Annotated in this window: 22 protein-coding genes and 2 pseudogenes; 11 read left to right on the plus strand and 13 right to left on the minus strand. The window is 54.5% G+C overall.

What is annotated here, in order from left to right:
- Positions 1-75 precede the first annotated feature (75 nt).
- Positions 76-1,062, plus strand: a complete 987-nt coding sequence (locus ACI2KG_RS14170) for a putative phage abortive infection protein (RefSeq protein WP_404662327.1) — start codon at positions 76-78, stop codon at positions 1,060-1,062.
- 48 nt (positions 1,063-1,110) lie between these two features.
- Here ACI2KG_RS14170 and ACI2KG_RS14175 read toward each other — a convergent pair whose 3' ends face one another.
- The 4 genes from ACI2KG_RS14175 to ACI2KG_RS14190 form a co-directional block, all read right to left on the minus strand.
- Positions 1,111-2,307: an MFS transporter gene (locus ACI2KG_RS14175; RefSeq protein ID WP_404662328.1), complete on the minus strand. Its 1,197-nt coding sequence runs from the start codon at positions 2,305-2,307 to the stop codon at positions 1,111-1,113.
- Complete coding sequence (locus tag ACI2KG_RS14180; RefSeq protein WP_404662329.1) at positions 2,304-2,693, minus strand: heme-binding protein; 390 nt, start codon at positions 2,691-2,693, stop codon at positions 2,304-2,306. The genes ACI2KG_RS14175 and ACI2KG_RS14180 overlap by 4 nt, the downstream gene beginning before the upstream one ends.
- 83 nt (positions 2,694-2,776) lie before the next feature.
- Positions 2,777-3,493, minus strand: a complete 717-nt coding sequence (locus ACI2KG_RS14185) for an IclR family transcriptional regulator (protein ID WP_404662330.1) — start codon at positions 3,491-3,493, stop codon at positions 2,777-2,779.
- A 105-nt stretch (positions 3,494-3,598) separates the two neighbouring features.
- A complete protein-coding gene (locus ACI2KG_RS14190; protein ID WP_404662331.1) occupies positions 3,599-4,468 on the minus strand; it encodes a helix-turn-helix domain-containing protein in 870 nt (289 codons plus the stop codon).
- 340 nt (positions 4,469-4,808) lie between these two features.
- On the opposite strand from ACI2KG_RS14190, the gene ACI2KG_RS14195 reads away from it, so the two are divergent.
- The 4 genes from ACI2KG_RS14195 (at position 4,809) to ACI2KG_RS14210 (ending at position 9,360) form a co-directional block, all read left to right on the plus strand.
- Complete coding sequence (locus tag ACI2KG_RS14195; RefSeq protein ID WP_404662332.1) at positions 4,809-6,107, plus strand: sugar MFS transporter; 1,299 nt, start codon at positions 4,809-4,811, stop codon at positions 6,105-6,107.
- Between the two features lie 22 nt (positions 6,108-6,129).
- Complete coding sequence (locus tag ACI2KG_RS14200) at positions 6,130-7,122, plus strand: Gfo/Idh/MocA family protein (protein ID WP_404662333.1); 993 nt, start codon at positions 6,130-6,132, stop codon at positions 7,120-7,122.
- 15 nt (positions 7,123-7,137) lie between these two features.
- Positions 7,138-8,679 (plus strand): GMC oxidoreductase, encoded by a 1,542-nt coding sequence (locus ACI2KG_RS14205; protein ID WP_404662334.1) that lies wholly within the window; start codon positions 7,138-7,140, stop codon positions 8,677-8,679.
- Between the two features lie 84 nt (positions 8,680-8,763).
- A complete protein-coding gene (locus ACI2KG_RS14210; RefSeq protein ID WP_404662335.1) occupies positions 8,764-9,360 on the plus strand; it encodes an HAD family hydrolase in 597 nt (198 codons plus the stop codon).
- 191 nt (positions 9,361-9,551) lie between these two features.
- Here the strand turns inward: ACI2KG_RS14210 and ACI2KG_RS14215 are convergent.
- Positions 9,552-9,740: pseudogene (locus ACI2KG_RS14215) on the minus strand (transporter substrate-binding domain-containing protein); the annotation flags it as partial.
- Positions 9,741-11,082: 1,342 nt separating this feature from the next.
- On the opposite strand from ACI2KG_RS14215, the gene ACI2KG_RS14220 reads away from it, so the two are divergent.
- On the plus strand, positions 11,083-11,244 hold the full coding sequence (locus ACI2KG_RS14220) for a hypothetical protein (protein ID WP_404662336.1): 162 nt from the start codon (positions 11,083-11,085) through the stop codon (positions 11,242-11,244).
- A 183-nt stretch (positions 11,245-11,427) separates the two neighbouring features.
- Here the strand turns inward: ACI2KG_RS14220 and ACI2KG_RS14225 are convergent, their stop codons facing one another.
- The 5 genes from ACI2KG_RS14225 to ACI2KG_RS14245 form a co-directional block, all read right to left on the minus strand.
- The gene (locus tag ACI2KG_RS14225; protein ID WP_404662337.1) at positions 11,428-11,889 is read right to left on the minus strand and encodes a hypothetical protein; all 462 of its coding nucleotides are present in this window, start codon (positions 11,887-11,889) and stop codon (positions 11,428-11,430) included.
- Between the two features lie 843 nt (positions 11,890-12,732).
- Positions 12,733-13,362, minus strand: a complete 630-nt coding sequence (locus ACI2KG_RS14230) for an HAD family hydrolase (RefSeq protein WP_404662338.1) — start codon at positions 13,360-13,362, stop codon at positions 12,733-12,735.
- Between the two features lie 53 nt (positions 13,363-13,415).
- Complete coding sequence (locus tag ACI2KG_RS14235) at positions 13,416-13,913, minus strand: hypothetical protein (protein ID WP_404662339.1); 498 nt, start codon at positions 13,911-13,913, stop codon at positions 13,416-13,418.
- Positions 13,914-13,990: 77 nt separating this feature from the next.
- Positions 13,991-14,299 carry a hypothetical protein gene (locus ACI2KG_RS14240; protein WP_404662340.1) on the minus strand — a complete coding sequence of 103 codons (309 nt, stop codon included), beginning with the start codon at positions 14,297-14,299 and terminating at the stop codon, positions 13,991-13,993.
- A gap of 18 nt (positions 14,300-14,317) precedes the next feature.
- A complete protein-coding gene (locus ACI2KG_RS14245; RefSeq protein ID WP_404662341.1) occupies positions 14,318-15,064 on the minus strand; it encodes a metallophosphoesterase in 747 nt (248 codons plus the stop codon).
- Between the two features lie 279 nt (positions 15,065-15,343).
- On the opposite strand from ACI2KG_RS14245, the gene ACI2KG_RS14250 reads away from it, so the two are divergent.
- Positions 15,344-15,784, plus strand: coding sequence for a helix-turn-helix domain-containing protein (locus ACI2KG_RS14250; protein WP_227696127.1), 441 nt, complete (start codon positions 15,344-15,346; stop codon positions 15,782-15,784).
- A 95-nt stretch (positions 15,785-15,879) separates the two neighbouring features.
- On the opposite strand, the gene ACI2KG_RS14255 is transcribed toward ACI2KG_RS14250, so the two are convergent.
- Entirely contained in the window at positions 15,880-17,529 is a 1,650-nt protein-coding gene (locus tag ACI2KG_RS14255) for a hypothetical protein (protein WP_404662342.1), read from the minus strand.
- Positions 17,498-18,550, minus strand: a complete 1,053-nt coding sequence (locus ACI2KG_RS14260; RefSeq protein WP_088512242.1) for a nucleoid-associated protein — start codon at positions 18,548-18,550, stop codon at positions 17,498-17,500. The genes ACI2KG_RS14255 and ACI2KG_RS14260 overlap by 32 nt, the downstream gene beginning before the upstream one ends.
- 579 nt (positions 18,551-19,129) lie before the next feature.
- Here ACI2KG_RS14260 and ACI2KG_RS14265 point away from each other — a divergent pair.
- The 4 genes from ACI2KG_RS14265 to ACI2KG_RS14280 all read left to right on the plus strand — a co-directional run bounded on the left by ACI2KG_RS14265 (position 19,130) and on the right by ACI2KG_RS14280 (position 24,080).
- Positions 19,130-19,696: an SLATT domain-containing protein gene (locus ACI2KG_RS14265; RefSeq protein WP_404662343.1), complete on the plus strand. Its 567-nt coding sequence runs from the start codon at positions 19,130-19,132 to the stop codon at positions 19,694-19,696.
- Positions 19,693-21,057, plus strand: coding sequence for a reverse transcriptase domain-containing protein (locus ACI2KG_RS14270; protein ID WP_404662344.1), 1,365 nt, complete (start codon positions 19,693-19,695; stop codon positions 21,055-21,057). The genes ACI2KG_RS14265 and ACI2KG_RS14270 overlap by 4 nt, the downstream gene beginning before the upstream one ends.
- Before the next feature lie 172 nt (positions 21,058-21,229).
- Positions 21,230-22,726 (plus strand): FRG domain-containing protein, encoded by a 1,497-nt coding sequence (locus ACI2KG_RS14275; protein WP_404662345.1) that lies wholly within the window; start codon positions 21,230-21,232, stop codon positions 22,724-22,726.
- A gap of 562 nt (positions 22,727-23,288) precedes the next feature.
- Positions 23,289-24,080, plus strand: a complete 792-nt coding sequence (locus tag ACI2KG_RS14280) for a hypothetical protein (RefSeq protein WP_404662346.1) — start codon at positions 23,289-23,291, stop codon at positions 24,078-24,080.
- A gap of 1,086 nt (positions 24,081-25,166) precedes the next feature.
- Here ACI2KG_RS14280 and ACI2KG_RS14285 read toward each other — a convergent pair.
- Positions 25,167-25,877: pseudogene (locus ACI2KG_RS14285) on the minus strand (AMP-binding protein); the annotation flags it as partial.
- Positions 25,878-25,999: the final 122 nt, after the last annotated feature.

A 25,999-nucleotide genomic window follows, 5' to 3' on the forward strand; every position in this document is an offset into this window, starting at 1 on the left:
CGTCGTCATAAAAATCATCATTGACGCAGTGCCGTTGTGGCCGGGGCTATATGGATATCGAAGCGAGAGTACACCGTGGATTATATTAAGGCTGCATGGGCATGGGTGGTGAATGCTGTTGTTCCTTTCACCCCGAAGGATGAAGCTACATGGGGACAACTTGGCGACTGGATTGGCGGCGTGGGTGGGACAATTATCACGTTTGCGTCGCTGATCGCTTTGATATTTACATTGAGGGTTAGCAGGGCCGCGATGACTCGGCAGAGCGTGTATGCACTGTTCGCCGCGATGTCTAAAACTCATGACGATCTTATAGCATCCTTCCAGCTAAACAACTCCAAGGGATCAGATGTTTTCAGAATCTTGCTTAGCGATTTTATCGTCTGCCTAAAATTTACCTCGAAGCACTATCCTGAGCTCACTATACACCAAACAATCGATGTGGCTTACACAATATTTTTCTTCGGCTCTACCATTACAGGAAGAGAACTCCTCAAGGACAAATACGACAGCAACAAAATTGACACCATCTTAGATGACATAAGTAATATTCGGAATCGCTTGATTCAACGGTATCCTGAGGCCAAAGGGCGCAGACTCAGCGGCAACCAGTCTCGCCTTTCAAATTACTACAGAAACCTCTATGCAATTTACACATTCATTGATGAAAGCAATCTCCCGACTCAGGAGAAGCGAAGCATATTAAAAACGATACGCACCAAGATGAACAATCATGAACAGACCCTCTTGGCGCTAAACATCTGCTCCCGGCTAGGCTCAAAGTGGGAGGATGAGAAACTTCTGACAAGGTATGAGCCAATCAGAAATATTCCGAAAGGGTTTTTAACCTTGCCCAATGGCGAGGCGATTGAAGATCTATTCCCGGAGGTAAAATTCGAATTCGAAGAACGCCAGGAGAAAAGAACAGTCCTGATGAACTTCGAATATCACGGCTTTTGCGCATCAGTGAAAATCAAACGAATTAATGCAACCGGGAATCTAAAGCTAGGCCTTCAAACCATCGGTGGCTCTACGAATAAACGACTGACAGCAACCGAATAGCGTAAACCTTAATTAAATGAGCCGTACATCCGCACGGCTCGTTGTTTGCTATGTCGCAGTCACCTGTACCGAATTGCGCTTCCGCCACGCCAAGCAGGCCAAAGGCAACTGAGCCAGCAGCGCCGCTGCCACACCAGCCCATGGCGTGAGCCCCATCTCCCCATGGGCGACAAGCGCACTTCCCGAAACCTCACCCAGTGAAATCCCAAGGTTGAAAGCCGAAATGTTCAGCGCTGAGGCGAAGTCGACGGCCTTCGGGGTGTATCGCTCTGCAGTTTCCAGCATTCCGCTTTGCACAGCCGGCGAGATGCCAAATGCCAGTCCGCCCCAGACGAACAACACCAGGATGGTCGGAATCTGGAGGTGCATTACCAGGCCCAGAATCCCAAGCACCACCGCCAATGAGACCAAAAGCCATCGCAAAGCCTTCCTCCATCCGAACCTAGAGGCGATTCGCCCGCCCAGGAGATTACCAAACAGGGTAGCGCCACCGAACACGATCAGTAACAAACTCGCGGTTGGCCCTGAGAACCCAGTGATATCGGTAAGTATCGGCGTGATGAAGGTGAATGCGGCAAACGAAGCACCAAAGCCCAGGACGGTGACCAGCATCATGGTGATGATCGCTGGGTGGACTGCCGCAGAGAGCTGCGTCATCGGCTTCACAGGTTCAGGCGCCGACATGCTAGGCAGCCAGATTGTGGCCGCGATCAAACCTAGCAACGCCAGGCCAACGACAGCGAAGAAAGGCAGGCGCCAGCCAAAGCCATTCCCGAGGAAACTCCCCAACGGCACACCGACGACCATGGCCAGGGTTAGGCCGGCGAACATCGCTGCAATCGCGTTACTGGCCTGTCCATTGGGGGCAAGCCGCGCTGCAACGGTCGCCCCAATGGCGAAGAAGCTACCGTGCGCCACTGCGGTGATGACCCTACCCAACAGCAGAGAGGAGTAATCCGCGGAAACCGCAGACAGCACGTTGCCGGCGAGGAAGACACCGATCAAGCCGAGCAGAACGGGCTTGCGAGGAAATCTCGCAAGCGCCAGAACCAACAACGGTGTACCCACAGCCAAAGCCAATGCATAGAGCCCGACCAGGCTACCAGCCCGCGCCAACGGTACTCCGAGTTCATTGGAGATCGATGGCAATACGCCTACGACAATAAATTCCGCCACACCAATGGCAAAAGCCGTCACCGCCAGCGCCCAGACGCCAGGATGAAGCCGCTGCTTAACATCACTCATAGGGCAGCAGCTCCCGAAGCGATCACCTGATCACCTTCTACGGTTGCGCCGGAAACGCCAACGGCGCCGATCACCTTGCCTGCCGAGTTCCGAATCACTACGCCACCGCCAAAGCTGATCAGGCCACCATTGGTTGCCTCAAGGGAGTAGATCGCCCCCCCTGGCTGAGCGCCGGCCCCGATGACTTCGCTGTTGGTGCGGAACAGCGCAGCAGTGCGCGCCTTCTTGATAGCCACGTCGATAGAGCCAGGAATGGCGTCGTCCATGCGGTAGAAGCCCGCCTGTAGGCCAGAGGCGTCGACGACGCTGATGCACACGGAGAAGCCATGCTCTTTCGCCAGGATGCGAGCACGAGAGATCACTTGATCGATGATGCTTTCCTGCATTTGGAGCTCCACAAACAGTGTTGAAGGAGCCCCGATAATCAGTAGTCTCCGCCACGAATGACAGAGAGCAACCGACTCAACTCTTAAAGTTTGATAATGTCGTACAAGTCTCGCATCATCCCGCTCGCAATGGACTCCAGCTGATTGACAGTGAGCCGAGCAGAAGGTGCGGCAACCGATATCGCAGCAACCATTCGCCCTTTCTTCCGCAAGGGCAACGCCATGCAATTCAACCCCACTTCGGCCTGCTGCAGATCCAACGCGAACCCACGCTCGATGATCGCTTTGATCTCCTCCTCAAGCTGAGCATTCACTAGGCCGGCCTTGCGCAGACTTCTGGTGAGCTCGCCGTCCAACGCCAGGAACACCTTCCCCATTGCTGAAGTGGTGAGTGACTCTCTCCTCCCTCTGGGCACTCTCGATGTACCTGGCACCACCTCGATCATGTCTAGGTAGATGTAATGGCGTGTCCCACAAGGTACTGCCAAGTAGCAATTTTCCCCCGTCAGCTTCGCCATCGCCTCGAGAACGGGCGAGAACTCCTCCCTGAGCATCAAATCACTATCGCTCAGCGGTTGCGCGACCTCCCTCAACCGCAAACCAAGCGCGTAAAGCGTGCCGCGGCGTGAGATGTACCCCAACGCGCATAGAGTGTTCAGTAAGCCATGCAAGGTGCTTTTGTGAAGGCCAAGCGAGTCAACCAGATCAGTCAGCCTGGCCTCACCTCCGGAAGCCGCAATGACTTCCAAAATAGACATCGCCCGCTCGACCGACTGAATTCCTCTAGACTCGTTAACCATCTGCGCTACCTGACTGACACCTGAGAAAAGACACGACGAGGCAGATCTGCTGGAGATCGACTCGAAGAACAGGAAGTGGGGCGCTGCGAAATTGCGTCCCTTAGATCACTTGAAATGGTGGCCGTGCAGCTTGCGAAACTCTGTAGGGGTCATCCCTTTCAATGCCTTGAACTGTCGATTGAAGAAGGCCACTGAGGTGTAGCCTACCTCTTCGGAAATCAGGGAGATAACCGACCCACCCTCCATCAGCAGAGCACAAGCCCGCCCCACTCTAAGCTTGGCGATGTAGTCGAGCGCGCTACTGCGCGTATGCCGTCTGAACATCCGGTGGAACGCCGAAACGCTTACACAGGCCATGTCGGCAAGATCGGGGATCGAGAGCTGCTGAGCAAAATTCGCATGAATGTAATCCAGCACCCTGTGGATCCTAGAATCATCCGCGGTAGGTGCGGCAATCGAATCCTCATTAGCAACAATCCGCTGGGCATCATCATCCTGAGTCAGCCGGATCAGCACGTGCAACAAGGCCACAAGCCTTTCTGGATCTTTCTGATCCACCATTCCTTCGATGGTGGGTCGCAACTCTTGAGCAACCTCGGGACTGAAAGACACAGCGCACTGAGATGCCGCCAGGAGATTGCCAAGCTGGGACATTTCTGGGAACAGCGAAACCAGGGAGGTTGCCCAGGCTTCGGAGAACCAAATCACCAAAGCGTGGTGCGGTTTGCTCTCCTCGATCAGCTCTGCTGAGCACCAGCTGTGTGGAACGTTAGGCCCCACCAGGGTGAGGTCGCAGTCGTCGTAAAGCTGCACGTCGCTCCCGATGTAGCGGTGCCCCCGGCTGTTCAGCGTAAGAGTGAGCTCATACTCCGGATGATGGTGCCATTCGAAGGGAATCTCGTCTCGAAGGCGGCGGTTAAGCAGCGTCCAAGAGGCGGTGGGAACGGTCGGAACCTTCTCGTAACTGGGCTTCATAGCGACTTGATCCAACCCTTGAGGAACATCTATACGCCACAATCGTATCACTCAACGCTTCTGGGCACACTCCCCTACCTGACGAAACGGGCGCATCCTGCATTCACTCGCTCCTAACAATAAAAATCCTTAGAGGACATTGCCATGCGTACAAACTGCTCTCCCTTCCTCCCCAGGCGCTCAAGCGCCTTCTGTCGTACCCTAGACTTTCACGAAGCCTGATCACACCTAACTAACTGTACTCGCTTTAGTTAACCCTACAGATCTTCTAAGAAGTTCTGAAGAGCCGTGTGACTTAAATTTCCTTTCCTACTACAAGAAGATATAGGGAGTGGATGCCATGCAAGCTGTTTATCCCGCAGACGCCGGAAGCAACTCCATCGCCAAAGGCAAAGTGCAACGTCTAAGTTTCTTCGTTTTTATACTGTTTTTCATCTTTGGTAGCATCACCAGCCTTAACGATGTTCTTATTCCAAAACTGAAAAGCTTGTTCAGTTTGAGCTACACCGAAGCGATGCTCGTCCAGTCTGCCTTCTTCATGGCTTATTTCATCGCCTCGATTCCGGCTGGCGTACTGATCTCTCGGATCGGCTATATGCGGGCTGCCGTAGTTGGCTTGCTAACGATGGCCGCGGGCTGCCTGCTATTCATCCCCGCCACCAAGGTTGGATTGTTCACCGCGTTCCTGGGTGCACTGTTCATCCTGGCAACCGGCGTTACAGTCGTCCAAGTGGTCACCAACCCATTGATCAGCCTGCTCGGCCCTGCTCGCACCGCACATAGCCGTGTCACCTTCGGGCATGCATTCAACTCGCTGGGCACCACCATCGCTCCGTTCCTCGGCGCAATCCTGATCCTGGGAAGCCTGAACGCTGTTGATCCTTCGACCTTGGCCCCAGAAGCACTGAAAGCATTCCTGGCGGAAGAGGCAGAGGTAATCAGCAACACCTACGCTGGCATCGCTGCAGCTTTACTCCTCGTTGCCTGTGTCGTCTGGGCTCAACGCAAACAGATCCCTGTCAGCTCTAATCCGAAGCCATCCAATCCACTGGCTGCCCTGAACCTGCTCAAGCGTCCACGCTTCGCTTTCGGTGCTGCCTGCCTGTTCTTCTACGTCGGTGCAGAAGTGGCTATTGGCAGCCTGCTTACCAACTTCCTGATGCTCGACAGCACCTTTGGCTTTGACGCCGAGCTGGCCGGTAAGCACGTCGCCTATTACTGGGGTGGCGCAATGGTTGGTCGCTTCATCGGTGCCGTGCTGCTTCGCCGATTCGCTCCAGGCCTCATCCTCGCTGCAGCCGCAAGCATGGTCATTCTTCTGATCGTCATCGCCGCAACCTCCACTGGAGCTACTGCCGGCTGGGCAATCCTGGCTGTTGGACTGTTCAATTCGATCATGTTCCCAACCATCTTCGCTCTGGCCTCGGAAGGCCTGGGTGCCCGCGCCGCGGAAGGCTCTGGACTGATCTGCTGCGCCATCGTCGGAGGCGCGATTGTTCCGCCACTGACTGGTTTTGCCGCTGACCTTAGCACCCTCGCCTACTCGCTGATGGTACCGGCTGTTTGCTACGCCGCAATCGCTCTATACGGCCTCTATACCCGCAGTTCGGATGCATCGACTTCTCAGATTCACCACTGATAAATACAACAGGAAGACAAGTATGAAATGGGGATTGATTGGTGCCAGCACCATCGCCAAAGAATGGGTGATCGAAGCAATTCGCTCTGTTGGTGACGAAGTCGTCTCGGTACTCAGCTCCAACGAAGGCCGGGCAAAGCAGTACGCACAGGACAACGACATCACCCACTACACCAGTGACATCAATCAATTGCTGTCGAACCCCGCAGTGGAAGCTGTCTACATCTCGACCAAGAACAACCTGCACAAAGAGCAGGCACTCCTGGCAATTGCAGCTGGCAAGCACGTCATGTGCGAAAAGCCGCTGGCCCTGACTGTCGCAGATGCCAAGCAAATGGTTGAAGCTGCCGAGAAGGCTGGCGTCGTCTTCGCGACCAACCACCACCTGCGCAATGCGGCGTCTCACACCGCACTGCGCCGCGCCATCCAGGCGGGGGAAATTGGCAAGCCGCTAGCTGCCCGAGTTTTCCACGCCGTCTCCTTGCCGCCACACCTGCAGGGCTGGCGTATTGAACAAGCAGCCGATGGCGGCGGTGTGATTCTCGACATCACCGTCCACGACGCCGACACCTTGCGTTACGTCCTCGGCGACGATCCTGTCGAAGTCATTGCCCTGACCCAGACCGGTGAAATGAGCACAACCGGTGCACCAGATTCCGTAATGGGCGTCATACGCTTTAAGTCCGGTCTGCTGGCTCAGTTCCACGACTCCTTCACCGCCAAACACTGCCAAACCGGTCTCGAGATCATCGGCACCGAAGGCACCCTGGTTGCACGTGATGTCATGACTCAACAACCGGTTGGCCAGGTTCAGCTGATCAACGCTGAAGGCACACGCCATCTGATCCTGGAACACCACAATCTCTATGAAGCAGGGTTCCGCCAGTTCAGCGAAGCAGTTGCCGACCGCACTCAGCCTGCCGCGACTGGCCTGGATGGTATCTGGTCTCTGGCCACCGGCGTCGCCGTGGTTGAGGCCGCTGCTACAGGCAAAACCGTGCCTGTAAGCGTTTGAGGTTTGGAGGTAGATATGAACGAGTGCCCAGATATTTTGATCATTGGCTCTGGCATTGGTGGAGCTACCGTGGCCGCAGGCCTGGCTCCCACCGGTGCGCGCATCGTGATTCTCGAAGTGGGTGTGCGACTGACTCATCGTCCGGAGCACTGTGATCAGCGTGCCATTTTCCAGAAGCAGCTCTTCCGTCCGAAAGAGCTGTGGTACGAGGAAAATGGCAACAGCTTCAATCCAGGAAACTACTACAACGTAGGCGGAAATTCGAAGTTCTACGGCGCCGTGCTCGCTCGGTACCGCAAGGAAGACTTTGCCGAGATGGTTCACCAAGAGGGTGTTTCCCCAGCCTGGCCGTTCTCTTATGAAGAGCTCGAACCTTGGTACAGCCAGGCCGAGTCTCTCTATAAAGTGCGTGGTGATGCACTCCAAAACCCCACTGAGCCGGTTCATTCTCAGCCCTACGACTACCCTCCAGTTCCAGACGAGCCGGCCATTGCCGAAGTCCGAAAACGTCTGGCTGCGAACGGTTTGAAGCCATACTCTCTTCCCCTAGGGATAGACATTGATCGCTGGCTGGGCCATCGCGCCACGCCTTGGGATGCCCACCCTCACTGCGATGAGGGCAAGTTTGACGCTGAGACTGCAGCGCTGAATGGTGCACTGAAGCACGAGAACGTCACCCTGATCACTGGCGCTCGCGTTACCGCCCTGAAGGTGGACAAAAAGCATGGCCCGATCAGCGCCGTTGAGTTCATGAAGGACGGCACTCTCCAGCAGATCCGTGCCCGCACTGTGATCCTGAGCACCGGGGCCGTGCAGTCCGCCGCATTGCTGCTGCGCTCTGCCGATGCGAATCATCCGACAGGCCTGGCCAACAGTTCGGATCAGGTGGGCCGGAACTTCATGAACCACAACGCATCCGCGGTGATTGGCTTCAGCCCGACTTACGTGAACGACTCTGTCTACCAGAAGACGTTTGCCCTGGACGATTTCTACCTGTCTGACGGAAACGGCAGCTTCCCGCTGGGCAACATTCAATTGCTGGGCCGCGTATCAGGCACCATTCTCAAAGGCAGCATGCCGCACGTGCCCGAGTGGATACTGAGCAAGTTCAGCCGTCACTGCATCGACTTCTACGCGATGAGCGAAGACCTTCCCTCCCCTGACAACCGGGTCACGGTGCAAGGTGATCGAGTCGTGCTGAAGTGGGAGCGGACAAACTGGGATGCTCACCTGGCATTGGTTGCAAAGTTCAAGAAGGTGCTGAAGGCAGCCGGCTTCCCGGTGGTTCTGACACGTCCATTCGACAAGCGCACGCCTTCCCACCAATGCGGTACCGTGCGGATGGGCAACAACCCGACTACGTCGCCACTGGACACCTACTGCCGCGCCTATGACCACGAGAACCTTTTCGTAGTCGACGCCAGCTTCATGCCCACATCGGCAGCGGTGAATCCATCTCTCACTATCGCCGCCCAGGCTCTTCGGGTAGCCGACCACATTGCCAAGGTCGATCTGAAAGCCGCCGTAAAGCTTGAGCCGGAACCGGCGCTCAGCTAAGCCTGTCAGTAGGTAGCCTTAGGCAGTTTCCTGAAGCTAACTACGCGACACGCATTCCGTTGTAAGAAGTAGAAGGAAGTACCTGTGACAGCTCACCTAGAAGAAGCTCTGCTGCAAGCCAAGGCCCTCATTTTCGATTGCGATGGAACGCTCGTGAACAGTTTTCCTGTGTACTCACGGGCCTGGGCAGCCGGCTTCGCTTTGTCAGGCGTTTCCATGAGCGCGCACTGGTATGAATCACGTAACGGCTTGTCAGAGCACGTGCTGATGGACGACTTCGAACGTGACCATGGCGTTATCTTGGATAGGGATAAGGTCGTGGCCACGATGAGAAACCACTACCACGAAAACCTCGATGCCTTTCTGGCAGAAATCACGGTCATCAGCGACATCGCCAGGCGCTTCTCTGGCAGGCTTCCGATGGCAGTTGCATCTGGTGGGCCACGCGAGATCGTAACCAGATCACTGTACGCCCTGGGCCTCACTCCGCTCTTCCAAACCATCGTCACTTTCGACGATGTGCTCAAGGCCAAACCTGCACCCGATCTCTTTCTGCGCGCGGCCGTGGAACTCGGTGTCGAACCGCGCCAATGCCTGGTGTTCGAGGATAGCCCACAAGGTATTCAGGCCGCGCATGCGGCAGGAATGCCTGTAATCGATGTCGTATCAGTGTTCAGATAGTCAAATATCACATCCGCCTCTTCGTTGTGGAGCTTCATGCCTTCAGGATTGTGAGAGATTGCGTAGGACTTACCGAGTATTCCGCCAAGCTTGATTTCCGCTTACACGGCTTGCATTAACGGCAATGGTAGGCGCTAGATTTGGCGCGGATGCTCTTCACCTCCTTTTCACATGCGCTATGGGCTCGTCAGTAGCACACCATCGAACTTATTTGCACGAAGACCAGGAATAAGTCCATCAAATTCACTTTCGACCCATTTGCACTCAGCCTTGAGCTCGGCGCAAATCGCATTTCCCAGTTCAATATCAAACCCAACGAGGCTGCCATCTGTTGCCTTGGACTCGAAGGGCGCGTAGTTGGCATCTACGCCAAATCGGATCTCTTTATATTCTTACGCCTGCGCCAGGCTGATGCAGAAGGGAAGCGCAGCCAGAACAAAAAGCTTACGGAGTGACATCATTTGGAAATCCCTAGATATTATAATTAAATTAAGGGCTAGCCATTTTAACGAGCTGTGCTCGTCAAAACCACAGTTATCCATGAGCGCTGCACGCCTAAGCGCTTCCGTGCATGGCTGCCGTCATCTTGCTCATGTTGTCATGCTACGCCATCAGTTGACCGGTACAAGCTGGCAATAAGCTCGTACTGGCGAGCATTTTGCTCGCCATGGGTAGCAGTATGCGCGTAGCTTTCCCTTCTTTCTAAAAGTCGGGAGAGAGTTGGAGCTGAGTGGGGCTACAAGGGTCGCGCAAGAGACGCGCAGGGTTGTTTATAAGCGGCCAAATAAAGCGCCAGTCCATTAACGACTGACACTCTGAACACTGGTTGAAAAGTATCTGTGAGGTTCAACGCCCTCTCCTACTACCGGCTTCAGAGCGCTGATGGCATTATGCTCACACTGCGTTGCCCATAGGTTTCATCACGCGCAGTCGATTGGCCCATATGACGCCATCGGGATACGCCACACCTTTAAGGATCGTGTTGATGTCCAACGAAAACGCCCCGCCAGCCGGCACCCCTTCTCAAGATGCCGTAGTACCCTCGCCCGCTGCTGACAAACCTGTGGAGCTTGATGCCAACCGTAAGGGCCTTCAGGCCTACCTGGCACCAGGGGCTTCTGATTGGGCGCCATTGAATGAACACGCCCACATCATCCTCAAGGGCGCTCCACCATCTGATCCAGCGAGGATCGTCTACAACCGCACAGCTCTGCCATGTATGCGCGGCACAAGCAGCAGAGTAAATGATGGGCTCAGCCCACCCTACACCAGACCGTCCAGAATGGCGCTCACAGTCCCAAGTCTCCTGCGAATAGAACATCGCGAAGAACGGGTGCGCCCTGATGCTCAAGGACGATTCTGCGAAGCAGATACTCACTGAGGTATGAGCGAAGGCGGGAGCGCAGTTCAACGCATGAATCCGATTGTCCAAAATTGGTCGTGGGCCAGCGCAGACTCTGCTCTCTCTTCAACGCCAGTAGTGCTCCCTTACCCGTTGTACTCTCGTAGTCCCTGGTGAGGTCATCGAAGCCGGCTGCGCGCTTATAGGTAGCCAGCGCCCCTTTCAAGATTGCGCTCAGCGAATCACCGTATATCTCCCACGCATACGTCCAGACCTGCTTTTCTGTATCACTATCCAACGGTAACCTCTCTGCCAACCGCATCGTGATCATCAGCGGCAAACGGCATGATCACCTCCACACAACTCACGAACGAACACACATGCTCATCCAACTAGATTTGAACCAGAACGATCTGGAGGCCCTGTTGCGCCACTGCCAGACTCACAAGCCGGGCACCGGTGACGCGCGTGAAGACCAACGCTTGGCGGACGCGCTAGAAGCCTTGGAAGAGGCGTTGGAAGTGGCTAACACTGCTCGATAGTCTTCGACCGCCGATACGGGCATCAATATATCGCTTAGCTGAGGAAAGGCTATCCCCCCAGCCGATGGCCTTGCCAACTGACTCCACAGGTGTTGTCTGACACGGGTACGCTCTCGAACGTCCGCATGATCGTGTTCCCGCCAATGTCCTGACCAGCAGCGACCTGATGATGAGCTCCGCGCGTTACCATTGTCGCTCAACTGAAAGTAAATAAGAGTAAGGGTTGTCTATGATCGTTTGACGCCGCTGATTCGCCCATAAAACCGCTGAGGCTGTCATCGAGATTCCCGCCCCAGCAATTAAAGCAATTGAAGTCGGCATTCCTGCAAGTATCGCGGCAGAAGTAGGCGCGACCGTGATGCATGAAATTTTTAGGAGCCCATTGATTCCGGACTCCCATTTCTGGGCCTTCAGTGAAGTTCTAAGGCTGTGCATCGCAGGGAGCACATGAGACTTGTAGCGATCTGAAACTGCTTGCCTTAGCGCTTCCACAGGCACACCTTCAGGCAAGTCTGAAGCAAGCCGTGAGACCTCAACCCGAAATACCGCCAGCTCTTCAGCATGGTAGTCCTTGAAGTCTAGCAGCTCATGCGCAGATATGTCTTGAGGAAGAGAAACCCCCTCCACCATGAGATCAATCAGCAAACTCGGGGTAAGATCCGCCGGTAATGATCGTCTAGGCCCATGCGCATCGAACTGGCGACCCGGCCTTCGACCAGTAGAATCCCCGAGAGGCTTTCCCTTGCGAACTGCGATAGCTAATTGATCTGCAGCTGATGACTCCGTCACCAAGCCTAGACCTAGTCGCTCAGCGAGCTGAGTAGCGAGTAGCGTCATAAAGAAATTCGCGAAACCAGGCGTAACGTGGAGCCAATCTCCCTCATAAACACCTTGCTCCAGTTCCGAGCGAACCCGGTGCGAAAGTTCGCCAGGGTGTATATTCGCAAGCTCCCGCAACTGATACGAAATTTTCTCCTAGTGAATTCTATGCCGAGCATACTGATCAGTACCGAGCATCACTCCAGCTGCAGCTGGGTCAGTCAAATACTCCAGAACTTTATCTGTGAGCTCTTCAACCTCATCCATACTTGAAGAAACCCGAACAGGATTGAGCACACCCTCATCATAAAGCACGCGAGCAAAAGCATTTGAGTAGGGCACAGGATATGAGACAGGAGCTATGGTTCTAATTGAATCCTAAAACAACACTGCGCTACGTAACCAACGCTCATTTTTCACATCGATAGTTGGATAGTAAAGTGCTTTTGAAAAAGCTCGGCGCACAGGTATTCCTCCGTGAATTTCTGATGAGCATCTGCGTTTGCCCATTCAGTGTGGCATAGAATCCCTATGCCATGCCCCCAATCCGCGTACTGGGTGTAACTTTGATCGGCCCCTGCTCTGGCGACAGGCTGAATGAGCTCTGCACCCAGCGAGTTTCGACGTAGTGGAAAGAGCTTTCCCGGACGCTTAAACACCTATGCCTCCTCAGTCGCTGGCCGTCAATGCATGTGCGAACGCGAGCAAGTCTCCGAAGCGGCCTTTCCCACTGCGATCTAGGTGATACCCCATGATTCCGACTTGACGAGGGCCGTCTCGATCGCACTTGGGTGAATCACCGATCATCAGAACCCGGTTCCCTGCGTCAGGAGCACTCCCTGGCTCCAGGCCTAGGAGATGGCAAGCGCTCTGGTACATCAGTGGGTCAGGCTTCATCACCCCAACCTCAGGGCTAAGCGCATAGCCATCTAATCCCGGCAGCAGACGTCTGACGGTCGCACAGTACGGCTGTGACAGATTGGAGCAGACCCCGATCTTCATCCCTCGGTTTCTGATCATGTCGAGAGCCGGCAGGGCATCGTCAAAGGGCTGAATAGACTTCAGCTCAATTTCCAAAGCGCTCTGAAGCTCCATCAGCTTCTGGGGTGACAGTGTAATCTCGAAAGCAGCGGCGGCCTCTGCGATTCCACCATTGAAGGTCATGAGCGCACGCAGGTCGGTCGGGGATACAGGGCGGCCCTGACGTGCGCCTTCTCTCAGCAGGAGCCTGTATGGATTTTGGCGGTTCCGGATCTGAAGCAGCGTCCCGAAAACATCAAAAATGACCGCATTGCTCATCTGTCGCTCCTTCTATCGGCTGAATCCCCACAGTAGCATTCTGCTGATAGAACCTACCGAACAACAATGCCATGGGCCGCCAGATCACCGATTAGAGTCTTGCGACGCAGCATTGCTGGAACCTTGAAGATCGCGCAATAGCCGTACCAAAACCCGACTGGAATAAGCAGCAGGCCGAGGCCGAACGTGGCTGTTGCAGCAATAATACCCCCAGGAATCATGGCTAAGGATATCATAAGACCTTTGATGATACTGGAGTAGGATAGCAGTCGCAGATCGTCAAGGTCATACTCAATTTTCCCTCCTGGCTTTTCCATTGCCACCACAACTACAGCTTTTTTTGACAGGTTTTTATAAAACCATGTCCTTGGAGTATCCTTCAACATTGCTCCATGTCGATCCAAATAGTTGAGCATCGCAACGTTCTTTATGTAGAAGGTTTTACCTTGCTCATCTTCAAGCCTAACGCGATTGAAAAGCACATCTAAGTCACCACGAGCCTGGACATCAAAGTTCTTAACGACAACTGTCATTTTTTTCAGATCAGACATGCACTTTCCTTAAACATGCAGGACTAAATTTCTCGATAGCGCCACTCAGGCACCTAACTTGGGGTACGGCACATCCATCAGCTAGCACGGAGGATGACCGTTTGCGGCACTCCATTGAAGCTTTCCTCTAAAAACATCAGGTGACTGACAGCAACGTAGCAGCACCCATCCGCTGTCAAAAAAAGGCTGTAACCATGTTCATGGCACGTCTCTTTTATCTCAGTTATCGTGACGCTATCGCCATCTTCAAAACGCTTCAAGGCATCACTAAAAATTGCCCCGCGCACGCCCTCTTCCTTCGGGCGAACGTCAAGTAGAAAGCCGGTTACTGGCCGACTAAACTGGCATCGGTCAGCATCCGCCAGTTTCTTTTGATAATTAAGCATTAATATCCCTGTGATTATCTAAATTTCAATCAGGAAGTCAGGATTGAAGCCACAATCTTCGCCAGGGTACCCCTGTGGATTAGTCAAAATACGGCAGCCTTCGAACACTTCATCAACATGACTATGTGTATGACCGAAAACCCAGAAATCCGCCTGCTTAACTAGCTCGGGCCACTGGTTAGAGTACGCCGGCATGAGTACCGACCCCTTCTCTGGCCCCGAGAAGTCAATTAGAGGGCAATGATGCGTGACTACAACTGTCTGGCCATCGAAGCCTTTGGCCAACTCCTGAGCCAACCAGTCGTAGGTTTGATGATTCCGGCTGATCACATCACTGACACTCAGCGCGCGGTAACCCTCTCCCGCCCGAATTTTGCGGAAGTCATTCATGCCCCGTCGGGCCTCCTCCGAGGACTGGTGGACGTTTCCATTCGCTGAAAAATCTGTCCAAGCGGTAGCCGCGAGAATGCGCACCTGACCGATGACCAAGCATTCATTTTCCAGCACATGTACGTGACTGCCCTCGGCCAATTGCTTCATTGATCGGAGCGTCTTGTCGAAATGACCTTTGTAGTACTCGTGGTTACCCAGGACATAGACAACCGGCACATCGAAGGCTTCCTGAGCCCAGGCCACGCCTCTACCCCTCGTGTGGATGTCCCCCGCCAAGATCACGACATCCGCATCATGGCTCACGCAGCCCAGATCGAGATTTGGGGCCGCGCTGAACTCATGGTGAAGGTCAGAATAGATGCGGACTTTCAACTACAGGTCTCCGACTAAGGCAAAGGGGGGATTTCTGCCTCCCCCCAAATTGGTCAAAAGGACAGTTCGCAACGCCTGCGCCCCCGCGCCACTGGCGCTGAGGGCATAACAGGATTTAGTGAAATATTGATGCACGCTCCTCGTCCTCAATACGTCAGGACGGCGGACACCATCGGCAGCCAGGCCATTACAAGCAGATTGCATCACTCGCATGAATATACGCATTTGAGTCGTACCGCGCAAACCGGGCATACAGTGCGATTTACAGGCCGGTCATCCATGCTCAAGAAAGCGTTCGCTTCCGCCCTTCGCTTCGTGCGCCGCCAAACCGCTGTCTTGCAGACTGACTTCCAAGGGGGTGTAAGCCAGTCGTACGTCAGTCGGCTCGAACGGGGCGAGGCCAGCGTCACCCTGGACAAGCTGGAAGAGATCGCCGCGCAGCTCAATGTGCACCCGCTGACGCTCGTTGCCGCGACATGGGGAGCCAGCCAGCAGATCTCCCCTTCCGACCTTCTGGAACGAGCCCGGAATGAGCTAGCTGATCTTGATGGCCTGGCTCATCCGATCCCAATCGACGACAAGCCAGCGCCCCACCCACGAGTACTGGAAGCCGGGAAACTGCGTGACGAAGTTCAGCGCTTGAAATCGCTCGGTCATAACAAAGCCGAGGTTTCGAGGATGATCGGGATCGCCAGGTCGACGACGGCGCGCCACTGGTAGGTGAAGGGGCAATCCTGGCTCAGGGGGTAAGATTAGGTTTGGGCGTACAGACGTTCAGTGCTCCACCATCGGATGCGAGAACATCTTGGAAGATTTCACGTAGCCCTCCCAGGGCTGGATGTAATCGAACGGGAAGCATAAATCCCCTGATCGAACCTGACGGGAGTCTCCCTTTTTTGTGACGGTTTCGACGGGATGTTTTCTTTCGGCTCCGGGTTTGGCTGTGGCCTTATCTCAGGCTGAGGCGCCGGCTCTCGCTGCGGGGTAATCTCGGGCTGAGAGGTAGGGGCTGGCTGAGACTTAATCTGAGGCTGAGTCGCCGGGTCGCTGGCAGACGGCTGTGGGGTTGTTGGAGCTGCTGGAGCTGCTGGAGCTTGGGGCGGGGGAACTACAGACGTCGACGATGAGGGTGCAGGGGCGCTGTAGGTAAAGGCGTATATGGAAATACCCAGGGCCGCGACCCCAAGCATCGCAATACCCCGGCAACTCACCTTGTAGAAGAGCCCTTCGGCTTGCTCAATCGGATCCCCTACCATCTTCTTGAATTCGGCTTCAGACAGAAAGCGATACAGCTTTGGCTGCCAGTCCTTACGAAGCTTTCGCTGGATATTGATGAACTTACGGCCCGACATCACGTTCAGTACCGTGTAGCCAACTGCGACCGCCATGACGATCGAGATCAGGTACGGGTTGATCTGCAACGTGAGCCTCGCGGCGATGAGGCCCAAGCCAACGGTCAGCGCCGTGGAGATCGCTGCGATTGCTTGCCGGGTCGCGTCTGTGGCCTTCGACGTTTCCTCCGTCACAGCCTTACGAAGATCTGTCAGGGATTTCAGGGTGTCCTTGGTGATTTCCGAGACCGCCATCTGATAAGCGATTCTCGCGCAATCCAAGGCAGCGGCCAGGTTCTCCCCGAAGTACTCCTGTACCTCCCCGTCCGCCCGACCGGAACGCGCGATTTCGGCGGACAACAGGATGTGCTTCACCTCTGCTTCCCGCGCGTTATCGAACACCCATGCCGCTGCTTCCTGGACAACCTCGAAGTCTTTAAGCGAGATGGGAGCATGACCCTCTACCGCCTCTCGGATCGCAAGGTTGAGCTTGGGCGGCCCCTTGAAGGTGAGCTTGCTACCACTGGTGTCGATTTCATTCGCAAAACAACGGCTCAGGGCACCGAATGCCTGACCTGCCCAGAGCATGTGTAAAGGATCAGCCTCATCGAGATGATGTCCTTCTGCGAGCAACCAAAGGCGCACATCCTCCGGTACTTTGCGGAGGGTCGCTGATTCTTTCACCAGGAGGCGGGGTGATTTGGTCGCCTGTGATTCGGTGTAGTCGCCCTCTTCACCCCAACCACAATATGCCCTCGCTCTGGTAACGAAAGGCTGAGTGAGGCCAAGCAGGTGCCAACGTGCAGCAGCGTGTCCATTGACCAGGAACGCCTTGAAGCCTACTTCCGTCGCCACATAGAGGGCCTGTTCCTGGACATGGTCTTCCGGAAGTGGCTTCTCCAGCTCAACGCGAAACGGCCCAAAATCTTCATCCTCATCATCGACGTCAGTTTCGCTGCTCGCGCAGTCGTAGATCGTGAATGACCAGGCAGCAGTGACAGCGGCTTTCTTGATCGACCGAGCAGTTTCCGCAGATAGGTCGGAAACGATGAGCGTCAGGTTGCCCTCTGTGATTAGCGCCTGACGCTTGCGCGATAGCTCGTTAAGCAGGCTGGCCAGGCTTTGGTGTGACAACGCTGTCCTCCTTGACTCGGTCTGTGTCGACGATGATTTGTTTCTTATCTCCGTCGAGCTGTATCACCTGGACGTTGGGGTTTTCCTTCCGATCGGGGAAGAGAATCGTGACGCCCTCAGCCGTGACGATCTTGCGCATGTAGGGCTGTCGGAGGATCCGGCGATCAGGCTTGAAGCTCAGCTCGTGCAGCTTGCTTTTCCTGACACGACTACGCGTCTCACGCTCCAGGCGGTTGGCGATTTTCTCATCCTCAGGATGCCCCGCTGCCAGCATCACTGCCTCAACGATCGCCTCTTCATCAATGCGCCGGCGAGTGCCCAGATTGGCTTGGGCCCGCTGCAGCGCCTTGGCTATATCCTGACCGGGCAGGTGCTCAATGCAGGTCTGCAGTGCCGCCTTGAGGACTTTGCGGGTGATCTCGCTCAGCTCGGTGTCCGAAACTGCCCTGCTCACAGCCAAGAAATCGGCGAAGTAGTCGGCAAGATCAACCCCTTGCTTGGTGCGGTCGGTGGCCGAAATGTTCTGGTCGGCAACCCCGCTGATCACCCGAATCAGCGCCGTTTTTTGAATGGCCTTCTTCTCGTCCACCAAGGCATTCACGATACGCCGCAGCTTCTTTCCTGGAGCACCATCATTCTGCTCCAACGCAAGCTTGTAGTCGTACTTGATCAGGCTATAGATCTTCACATCCGGGTCTGCGACCGACAGCTCGAACATCAACAGAACGCCATCAGCACTGCCACCCACGTGCGCACGGTTGAAACTGGCGGCTAGGGCCTGAGCGCCGGCCACGAAGGACGTGTCCTCACTTGCGATCGCCTCGACCTCGTTACGGGTCACCGATACCGCTTTGAACATGAACACCGGCGCGGTGGCCATGTCCACGATCTTGCCGATGAAGAACGCTTCCTCCTCCAGAGCCCGCTCTGGCATGGCCGCGAAGTCTTTGGTACCCACGACATGCAAGATCATCCGTGTGATCTTGAGTGAATCAATCTCTTCGTCCGAAAAAAAGCTCATGCCATCTCCATGGAATCTGCCCCCTCCTGACCAGGAAGAGGAACCATCCGCCTCGACATGCGCCCAGGCGACAATTACGCATCAATTGCAGCCTGCAGGGCCGATGGCCACCTCCGCGTAGGGCTGGATGTGATGCTGTGGCCGGAGCATATCCGGAAAGGATGGCCAGCAGCCAGCACGCCACGCTGCATGACGCATTTGCCGGATTAGGAGTACATGAGCATCCCGTAGAAGCGACGCCGGCCTGCATTTCAGTTTGACACCCTCTTTAGGCGTCAGACCTTACACAGAAGAGTACATTTGTACTCCAGCTGGTTTTCAGCGGCTGAATCTGAGTCCGTGCCCTTCATCCGGCATTTCACAAAATGCTTAGCCCGTTAGGTGGAACCAGTTCCACCGGTGATACTGGCACGGTAGAATCACTCGCGGAGGGGTGGGCTCTTCCTCTCGCGCAAGCGAGGGCGGTTCTGATAATAAACAGTTTCGGCTGTTGGGCTTCGGCCCGCTGATCCCATTAAGGATGTTCAACGGTACTCAAATCCTCCCACCCCTTCTCCCCTTTTCTATGGAGAGATGTGCGTGAAAAAGGACAACGTCTGGTTCACTTACAAGGCGCGAATTCAGGCTCATAAACGCCTAGAGTGGCTGGACTTTCACTCACAGCTCTTGCTGGTTTGGTATGCGATTCTAAGCACGGCCCTGGGGGTGCTAACCATACGACACAGCACAGTGCTGGGCCCCGACACTGATGTCATGGCGACCATTCTATCCGTCGCGCTGCTGGGCATCTCACTCGCGGTAGCGAATCGGGATTTCCGAGGTCGTGCGATGCTGATGCGTACGAATTATCTGGAGCTGCAGAAGCTTCATCGTGATTTGCCCAACGGCTCATCTGAACCTGACGCCCCGAAGCCCACACCTGCGCAGGTAAACCGCTACGACGAATTGCTCGCTGAGTCCGAAAATCATCGAGAGATCGACGATCGCATAGCGCGGGTGTTCGCAACTGGGCTTACCAGTCGAGTTCCAACGGGTTTCGAGTACTTCAATGCAGTGTTCTGGCTGACGATGCGCTTTTTGATCACGACGATGCTTTATGCACTGCCTGTGGTAGTCGGGCTTTACTCGTTTTGGAACAAGCCATGAGCGCGGCCCTGAGTTTCAAAAAGCGCTTCAGCCGTGAGCACCTTTTGGAAATCTACACCGAGAAAATCAAGCAATCTGGTGCAATCGGGCTCGACCGTATGCGCCCGGCTAACCTCAACAAGATTCTGAGTGCGGAAATCGACCACATTCACGAAAAGGTTCACCAGGGTGAGTACCGCTTCACCGCCTACAAGGAAAAACTGATACTCAAAGGGGCATCATCTCTTCCCAGGCAGATATCCATCCCCACAGCCCGAGACCGTATCGTCCTGCGCGCGCTCTGCAATTGCCTCTCTGACGTGTTCCCCCTTGCGAAACTCACACTCCCTCAGACCGTCATCGACTCGCTGAAAAAAGCGCTCGACTCAGGCGCTTACGCTGAATACGCCAAAATCGATCTGAAAACGTTCTATCCATCCATTCCCCATGACCTTGTAGCCTCGGCAACAAAGAAAAAGATCAGAAAACCAGAGCTTCGCAAGCTGATCAGCAGCGCCCTCACCACGCCCACTGTGCCTGAATCCAGGGGAGGTAAAGGTGCTGATCGCCCTACTATTGGCGTACCGCAGGGCCTGGCAATCTCCAACGTACTTGCAGAGATTGCCTTGCAAAGCATTGATGCCACCTTTGGATCAAGGCCGGGCATTTGGTACCAGCGCTACGTGGATGACATCCTGATCCTCGCGCCCGCAGGCTTGGCACGCTCAACAGCGAATGAGCTGATTACCCAGCTAAAGGGGTTGAAGCTCAACCCTCATGACTTTGGGCCTGAGTCGAAATCCAAAGTCGCGCCACTGACTGAGCCCTTCAGTTTCTTGGGTTATCAGATTGAGAGCGGCAACGTACTGATACGTCACGAGAGCATCCTGAGATTCGAAGCATCGGTGGCCAAGATCTTCACTGCTTACCGTCACAAGTTGCTGACCGCCCGTAGCATGGCAGATAAAGAGCGTGCGCTTGCCTATTGCCAATGGAAGCTCAACCTCAGGATCACCGGTTGCATTTTCAAGGGCAAGCGGCTCGGCTGGGCAGCCTACTTCTCGCAGATCACCACGACTGCACAACTACGCTCCGTGAATCACACCATCAGGAAGCTTACCGATCGATTCTGTCCTGGCGGCGAGATTCACCCAAAGTCGCTGATCAAGACCTATTACGAGCTTCAACGAGGCATGAAGGCAGGCGATGGGTACATTCCAAACCTTGACGCTCTCACGGTGCCCCAGAAGCGCGAGAAGCTCGCTATGTGGCTTGGCGCAGAAGCGGCAAAATTGAGCGATTCAGAGGTCGAACGCCGCTTTGAGATCAAAGCCAGTAAAGCGGTGCGGGAGCTGGAGGAAGATATCGCACAAACCTCCTGAAGCTGGCGTTTGGGCCCAGATCAATTCCTACTCTGAATTTGCCGTGGCTAGCAGTCACCCGCGCAGTGGCTTGATGCTCCACGGCAAATAATTCAGGTTACGGGCTTAGTGAACAAACTGGTGCAAGGCGGTCAAACTATCGACTGCATAATTTGATATATGGATATCATCGATGACAGTATTTGAAGCAGCGAACGTAGAAGACGCAGTTGCGCTTGCTGAGAGTTTCAAAGCCGAAGGACGCTACGATTGGTTTCGAGGACAGCTCCGCGAGTGGATGCCAAGTTCGTCGCTGGAGCGCAAAGTACTTCACGACCCGGTCGCTAAATCTCAGCTTGATGAGAAGCTGCTGAGGTTCACGAACTGGGTGATCGAGCAGCCAGCCCTCGCTTATTTTGCAGAGGAAGAGCACGTCGATTCTCTATTCGCTGTGCTTCAGCATTATGGATTCCCTACGAACTATATTGACTTTAGCACCGAACCTACAATTGCAGGCTTCTTTGCATCTGACACTCAATCTCCACCCGAGGAGCCTGGCAATTGCGTTATCTACTGCCTAGACACTTCAGACCTTAAAGAATTTTATAGTCATCTGCCCCCTTCGGTTGAAGGAATAGCATTTATTGCAGAGCCAGTGACGGTTAACGTCCCTAATCTTTGGAGGCTGGAATCACAGCACGGTCACTTCTTGTTCGCGAATCATCCATGGTATCAGATTTACGACATGGATAGAATCGTATTCCCTTGGAGTGGTGCTCCAGCCTTCCCATCGCGCGAACAGATATACCCTTCACACAAGAGCGCCTTGGAGCAAACACTCGACACGTATTTCTTCAATGAGCGACGCATAGAGAACCATGCCATGCTCCGTGCCATAGCAGAAGAGCAAGGAAAGCAAAGCCTGTTCCGCAATATCTATGTCGAGACGCCCGAAACCTACGACTCAGATTCATTCATCGCTTCGCTGAGCCCCACCGCGCAATGGAGCGACGAGGCACTCGAACCATGGCGAGTAAATCCAAACGAACAATTTTATTCGACCGTTGGCCGCCATATGCCTTTGCCCCTTCGTAGCGGGGCCACAGCCCCCAGTCTTGCCGATCAGGTGAAACATTCGATAAGAGGGGCACTGAACACTCAACGAGGGCTTCGAGCCCAAGCAGTAGAGTGGATCTTTACCGGGCTTCCCGAGGAAGTCGACGAGGCGTTGCTGAGATCTACGGCTCGTCAAGCATGGAACGGTATGCGAAATCTCCCCTATACGAATGAAGACATCGCCTGTGCCATTTCTGCTTTGATTAACTTTTGCTCAATTCCAGATTGTTATTCGCCTGAAGGCTATAAGGTTGACAGGGTATTCCAGGAGTGGATCCCCGACGCCATATACATCGAATTTGGTTACCAGGGCGATTCGTACTCCAAAGCATACTGCTCAGCTAGCCAAATGTTTAACGCATTAGATCCGGCATGGATTTCAAGTCTTAAAGACCCGGGATCGGTGCACTCGATAGTAGGAGCGTTTCGCAAAACCCACGACCCTCGCCTAATGTTCGACTTCAGGCAGTTATCGATCATTTTCGCTCGCGAGATCATTCCATCGCAGCTAGCCATGAAGCGGTCTTTGGTGCTGTATAACCCAGCTGACCTAGTAGTCCTTAATATTTCATAGCGCATTCACTATCGACTCTCGACAGTCATCGGCTTCGGCAGTTGGTGAGATGCTGGCTCTCGAATTCAGCAACAGTCAGAGAGACGGCCTTTTGAGCGCTCAAAATGGAAGGCGAGGATGGCGCTTGCAAGGATTCAGCAAGCGCCTTCCGAGCGGCAAGTTGGCACAAAATATTTTCTCCGCCGCAACTCCTGCCAACATAATCTCTCCTTTGAAATTCGACCCGCCTGCTGGAAAACTGGAGTTACGCCCCAAAGCTGTCAACGGCAATTTGATAGCCTAATAAGCTCGCCAAGCAGGGCACCCCCTACTGGCACCTTGCCATTCGCCACATAGGCATCTACCCCCACAAATAAATTTGCTAATACAGCTATATCTTTTCTCAATACCACACAGAAACACCCAACGAGCCAAAGTTACGATCGACGATTTACTAATATATTGAAACCCGCACCTCCAACCTTAACTTTCGCGCAGGAAGCACAATCAAAAACCCATGCTACCCTGAGTTCATCCACGGACATCTAGCCCACCTCAACGTGAACACGAGGTATCACACAGAATGATCACTCTCACGCAAATCAAGCTTCATGACAGGGGCACTCTTCGTCGCTTAGGCGTGCTGAATGAAGAGACCATCAAGCATAAGGTCGATGCCGCCTGTGACCAGGTGGGTATATGGGGAAGCCTGTACGCCTTCAATGCCTTCCTCTCGATCACCAAAGAGCCCATCACAGCCTTCACGAGCTGGAAAGATCTGAAGGCTTTCCGGGGGTTCTTGAGCGTCGAGATGAATGTGGATGACAACGAGGCCTGGCATTTCGTGCGACCGATCATTGCGGCTCTTTTCCCATCCGTTGACGAGGCGAGTAAGGCCGCCGATCAACTCTGTGATGAGCCGGTAGCACATTGCAAAGAAGCATACGTTGCGCTTTCACCCTGCAAACGGACGATTGAAGAATACCAGTCAATGTTTGAGTGCCAAGATCCCAACATTGGCATCAATGTCGATTTTGGGAACCTCCGGGCCATGCTCGGCGAGCCCGATATTAACTACTTCAGCGAACTGCTAGCGAAGCATCTGAAAACCATAACCCACGTTTACGCCGAAGGATTTGGCGGTTGCATTTGCGGCATTATGCAAGGGCTCGCGTACGAGAATCCTGGAAAGCCACTACCGGAACTGCGTCTTGACAAGGAAAGAACTAAGGCCTTCGTAAGGCAGGTGGAATATCAGGCAGTTGATCAGGTACTGAAGGCGGGGTACTCAATCGAGCAGGCGTTTGAGAATCGTGAGGTCATCAGGGATTTGATTTCAAAATTCTTTGTTCGCAATGGATTCCTGGAAATCTAGGACACCATAAATTCAGCGAATCGATGCTGGCTCGGGATCTTTCAGGCTGCAGCCCCTCGATGCTTCGGGACAGCCGAAATTGCTGAGCATTAGCACTTATAGGCAGTGGATCGTCTTTAACCGTCTCGTACCATTTTGGTATTCGCAATTTTTCGAACACCGAGAAGAGCTGATCATGTCAACCAGAAAAACTCTTACCCAAGCACAACAAATCATAGGCGCATGCTTGAATCCGGGAGTACCGCCCGTGCACACATGGACGGTGCATCGTATCTTTTCGCATTGCATCAACGCTCAAATGGCCTCCTATTACGCAAAGCCCTCTCCAATCGTAAAACATCTAATAGATCCGTCGCTCCGGTTCGATCTGCATGCCACTAGGTCAATTCTTCATGCGGCTGTATCCCTGAAGACCCCAGTCGTCATCTGTGATGCAATCAAAAATTGCACATCTGCGCCGGATTATATTTATGGTTCAACCCCATCAATCCAACTATCCGATCATCAAGGGCGCACAGTAATAGAACGTCTTATCATGCGTTCGCTGCGACGTTCACTCAAGCGCGGTACTACAGTATTCGGGAATTGGAATTTGCGCAGAATGGTTCGGATCTCTGAACCGGTATGGGATGCTTTTCTTTTGGCTGCGCTTCAATGGTGGATTGATGACGGAACCGCCCCTCCACAGTTGGCAGAGATTATCTTCGGGAGGGATCTGGGCTTGTAGTGATACAGGGGCTTGAAGGGGCTCATCCGGTGTTCCGTCAGACCATCTATGCCTATCCCCTCGACTGCTAGCTCCTCACCCGCACTCCCCCCGGAAATCGTCAACTAACTCGCCATGCTATCCCTGAAGGATTAGCGATCACCGAAACCAAGCCGGGATTTAGGTAACGACCTTAAGCTTGCTGATGGCGAGGGTGGTGGGAACAACGATGCATCGGATGCGGTGAATTGGCTTCCTAACGACTGCTCTCCGGCGACGACCGTTCGTCGAACAGGAGCGAATCTGAAAAAAGTGTTAGGAGCTGTAAGCACCTGAAATTGTGGAATTATTTAATTGATAACAGTTACCAGGTACCCCTAAATGATGTACAGCGGGTCGCCGGCATCCAGCTCGACCGGGGCCACCGGCTCGGCGCCGTGCAATGCCGCCTGCCAGTCCAGGTCACGGCCTGGCTGCAGTTCAGCCTGGGCCTGCGGCCGTTGCAGCACCAGCACATTGCGCGGTTGGTGCCGGGCCAGTTGCAGGGCGCGATCAACCAGCGGCTTGTATTCGATCACCCGGTCGAATTCCAGCCCGCATGATGCCGTCAGCAGCAGCGTCGGCCGGGCATCGTCGATGCGCAGGGCCAGTTCGTTGGCGGCAAAACCACCAAACACCACCGAGTGCACCGCGCCAATCCGCGCACAGGCCAGCATGGCCATGGCGGCCTGCGGGACCATGGGCATGTAGATGATGACCCCGTCGCCCTTGTTTACCCCCAACTGGCGCAGCAAGCCGGCCAGGCGCGCCACCTCGTCGCGCAGCTGGTGGTAGGTGTAGGTTTGCTGCACACCGGTCACCGGCGAATCGTAGATCAGCGCCAGCTGCTCGCCGCGGCCCTGCTCGATCTGGTGATCGAGGGCCAGGTAGCAGCTGTTCAGGCGGCCGTCGGCGAACCAGCGGTGGGTGCCGTCGGCGTTGGTTTGCAGGGTTATGGCAGGCTTGCGGTGCCAGGCCAGGCGTGAGGCCTGCTCCGCCCAGAAAGCAGCTGGGTCGGAAATGGAGTGGGCGTAGCTGTGCTGGTAGCTCATATCGATGGGAACCCGGTACTTGTTGTTATTGAAGGGCGAACCTTGAGTATGGACCGCTGCACCCGCACCGCCAGGGGACTAAAGTCACAACCGACCTGCAAATTTGCAGACAACGCAAAAGC

This window comes from Pseudomonas sp. NPDC089407 (assembly GCF_044900445.1).
Classification (GTDB): Bacteria; Pseudomonadota; Gammaproteobacteria; order Pseudomonadales; family Pseudomonadaceae; genus Aquipseudomonas.

Coding starts and splice junctions, on each gene's coding strand:
- ACI2KG_RS14175 (WP_404662328.1), bottom strand. CDS start 2,307: ATGAGTGATGTTAAGCAGCGGCTTCATCCTGGCGTCTGGGCGCTGGCG.
- ACI2KG_RS14180 (WP_404662329.1), bottom strand. CDS start 2,693: ATGCAGGAAAGCATCATCGATCAAGTGATCTCTCGTGCTCGCATCCTG.
- ACI2KG_RS14185 (WP_404662330.1), bottom strand. CDS start 3,493: ATGGTTAACGAGTCTAGAGGAATTCAGTCGGTCGAGCGGGCGATGTCT.
- ACI2KG_RS14190 (WP_404662331.1), bottom strand. CDS start 4,468: ATGAAGCCCAGTTACGAGAAGGTTCCGACCGTTCCCACCGCCTCTTGG.
- ACI2KG_RS14195 (WP_404662332.1), top strand. CDS start 4,809: ATGCAAGCTGTTTATCCCGCAGACGCCGGAAGCAACTCCATCGCCAAA.
- ACI2KG_RS14200 (WP_404662333.1), top strand. CDS start 6,130: ATGAAATGGGGATTGATTGGTGCCAGCACCATCGCCAAAGAATGGGTG.
- ACI2KG_RS14205 (WP_404662334.1), top strand. CDS start 7,138: ATGAACGAGTGCCCAGATATTTTGATCATTGGCTCTGGCATTGGTGGA.
- ACI2KG_RS14220 (WP_404662336.1), top strand. CDS start 11,083: ATGCTCATCCAACTAGATTTGAACCAGAACGATCTGGAGGCCCTGTTG.
- ACI2KG_RS14230 (WP_404662338.1), bottom strand. CDS start 13,362: ATGAGCAATGCGGTCATTTTTGATGTTTTCGGGACGCTGCTTCAGATC.
- ACI2KG_RS14235 (WP_404662339.1), bottom strand. CDS start 13,913: ATGTCTGATCTGAAAAAAATGACAGTTGTCGTTAAGAACTTTGATGTC.
- ACI2KG_RS14240 (WP_404662340.1), bottom strand. CDS start 14,299: ATGCTTAATTATCAAAAGAAACTGGCGGATGCTGACCGATGCCAGTTT.
- ACI2KG_RS14250 (WP_227696127.1), top strand. CDS start 15,344: ATGCTCAAGAAAGCGTTCGCTTCCGCCCTTCGCTTCGTGCGCCGCCAA.
- ACI2KG_RS14260 (WP_088512242.1), bottom strand. CDS start 18,550: ATGAGCTTTTTTTCGGACGAAGAGATTGATTCACTCAAGATCACACGG.
- ACI2KG_RS14270 (WP_404662344.1), top strand. CDS start 19,693: ATGAGCGCGGCCCTGAGTTTCAAAAAGCGCTTCAGCCGTGAGCACCTT.
- ACI2KG_RS14275 (WP_404662345.1), top strand. CDS start 21,230: ATGACAGTATTTGAAGCAGCGAACGTAGAAGACGCAGTTGCGCTTGCT.
- ACI2KG_RS14280 (WP_404662346.1), top strand. CDS start 23,289: ATGATCACTCTCACGCAAATCAAGCTTCATGACAGGGGCACTCTTCGT.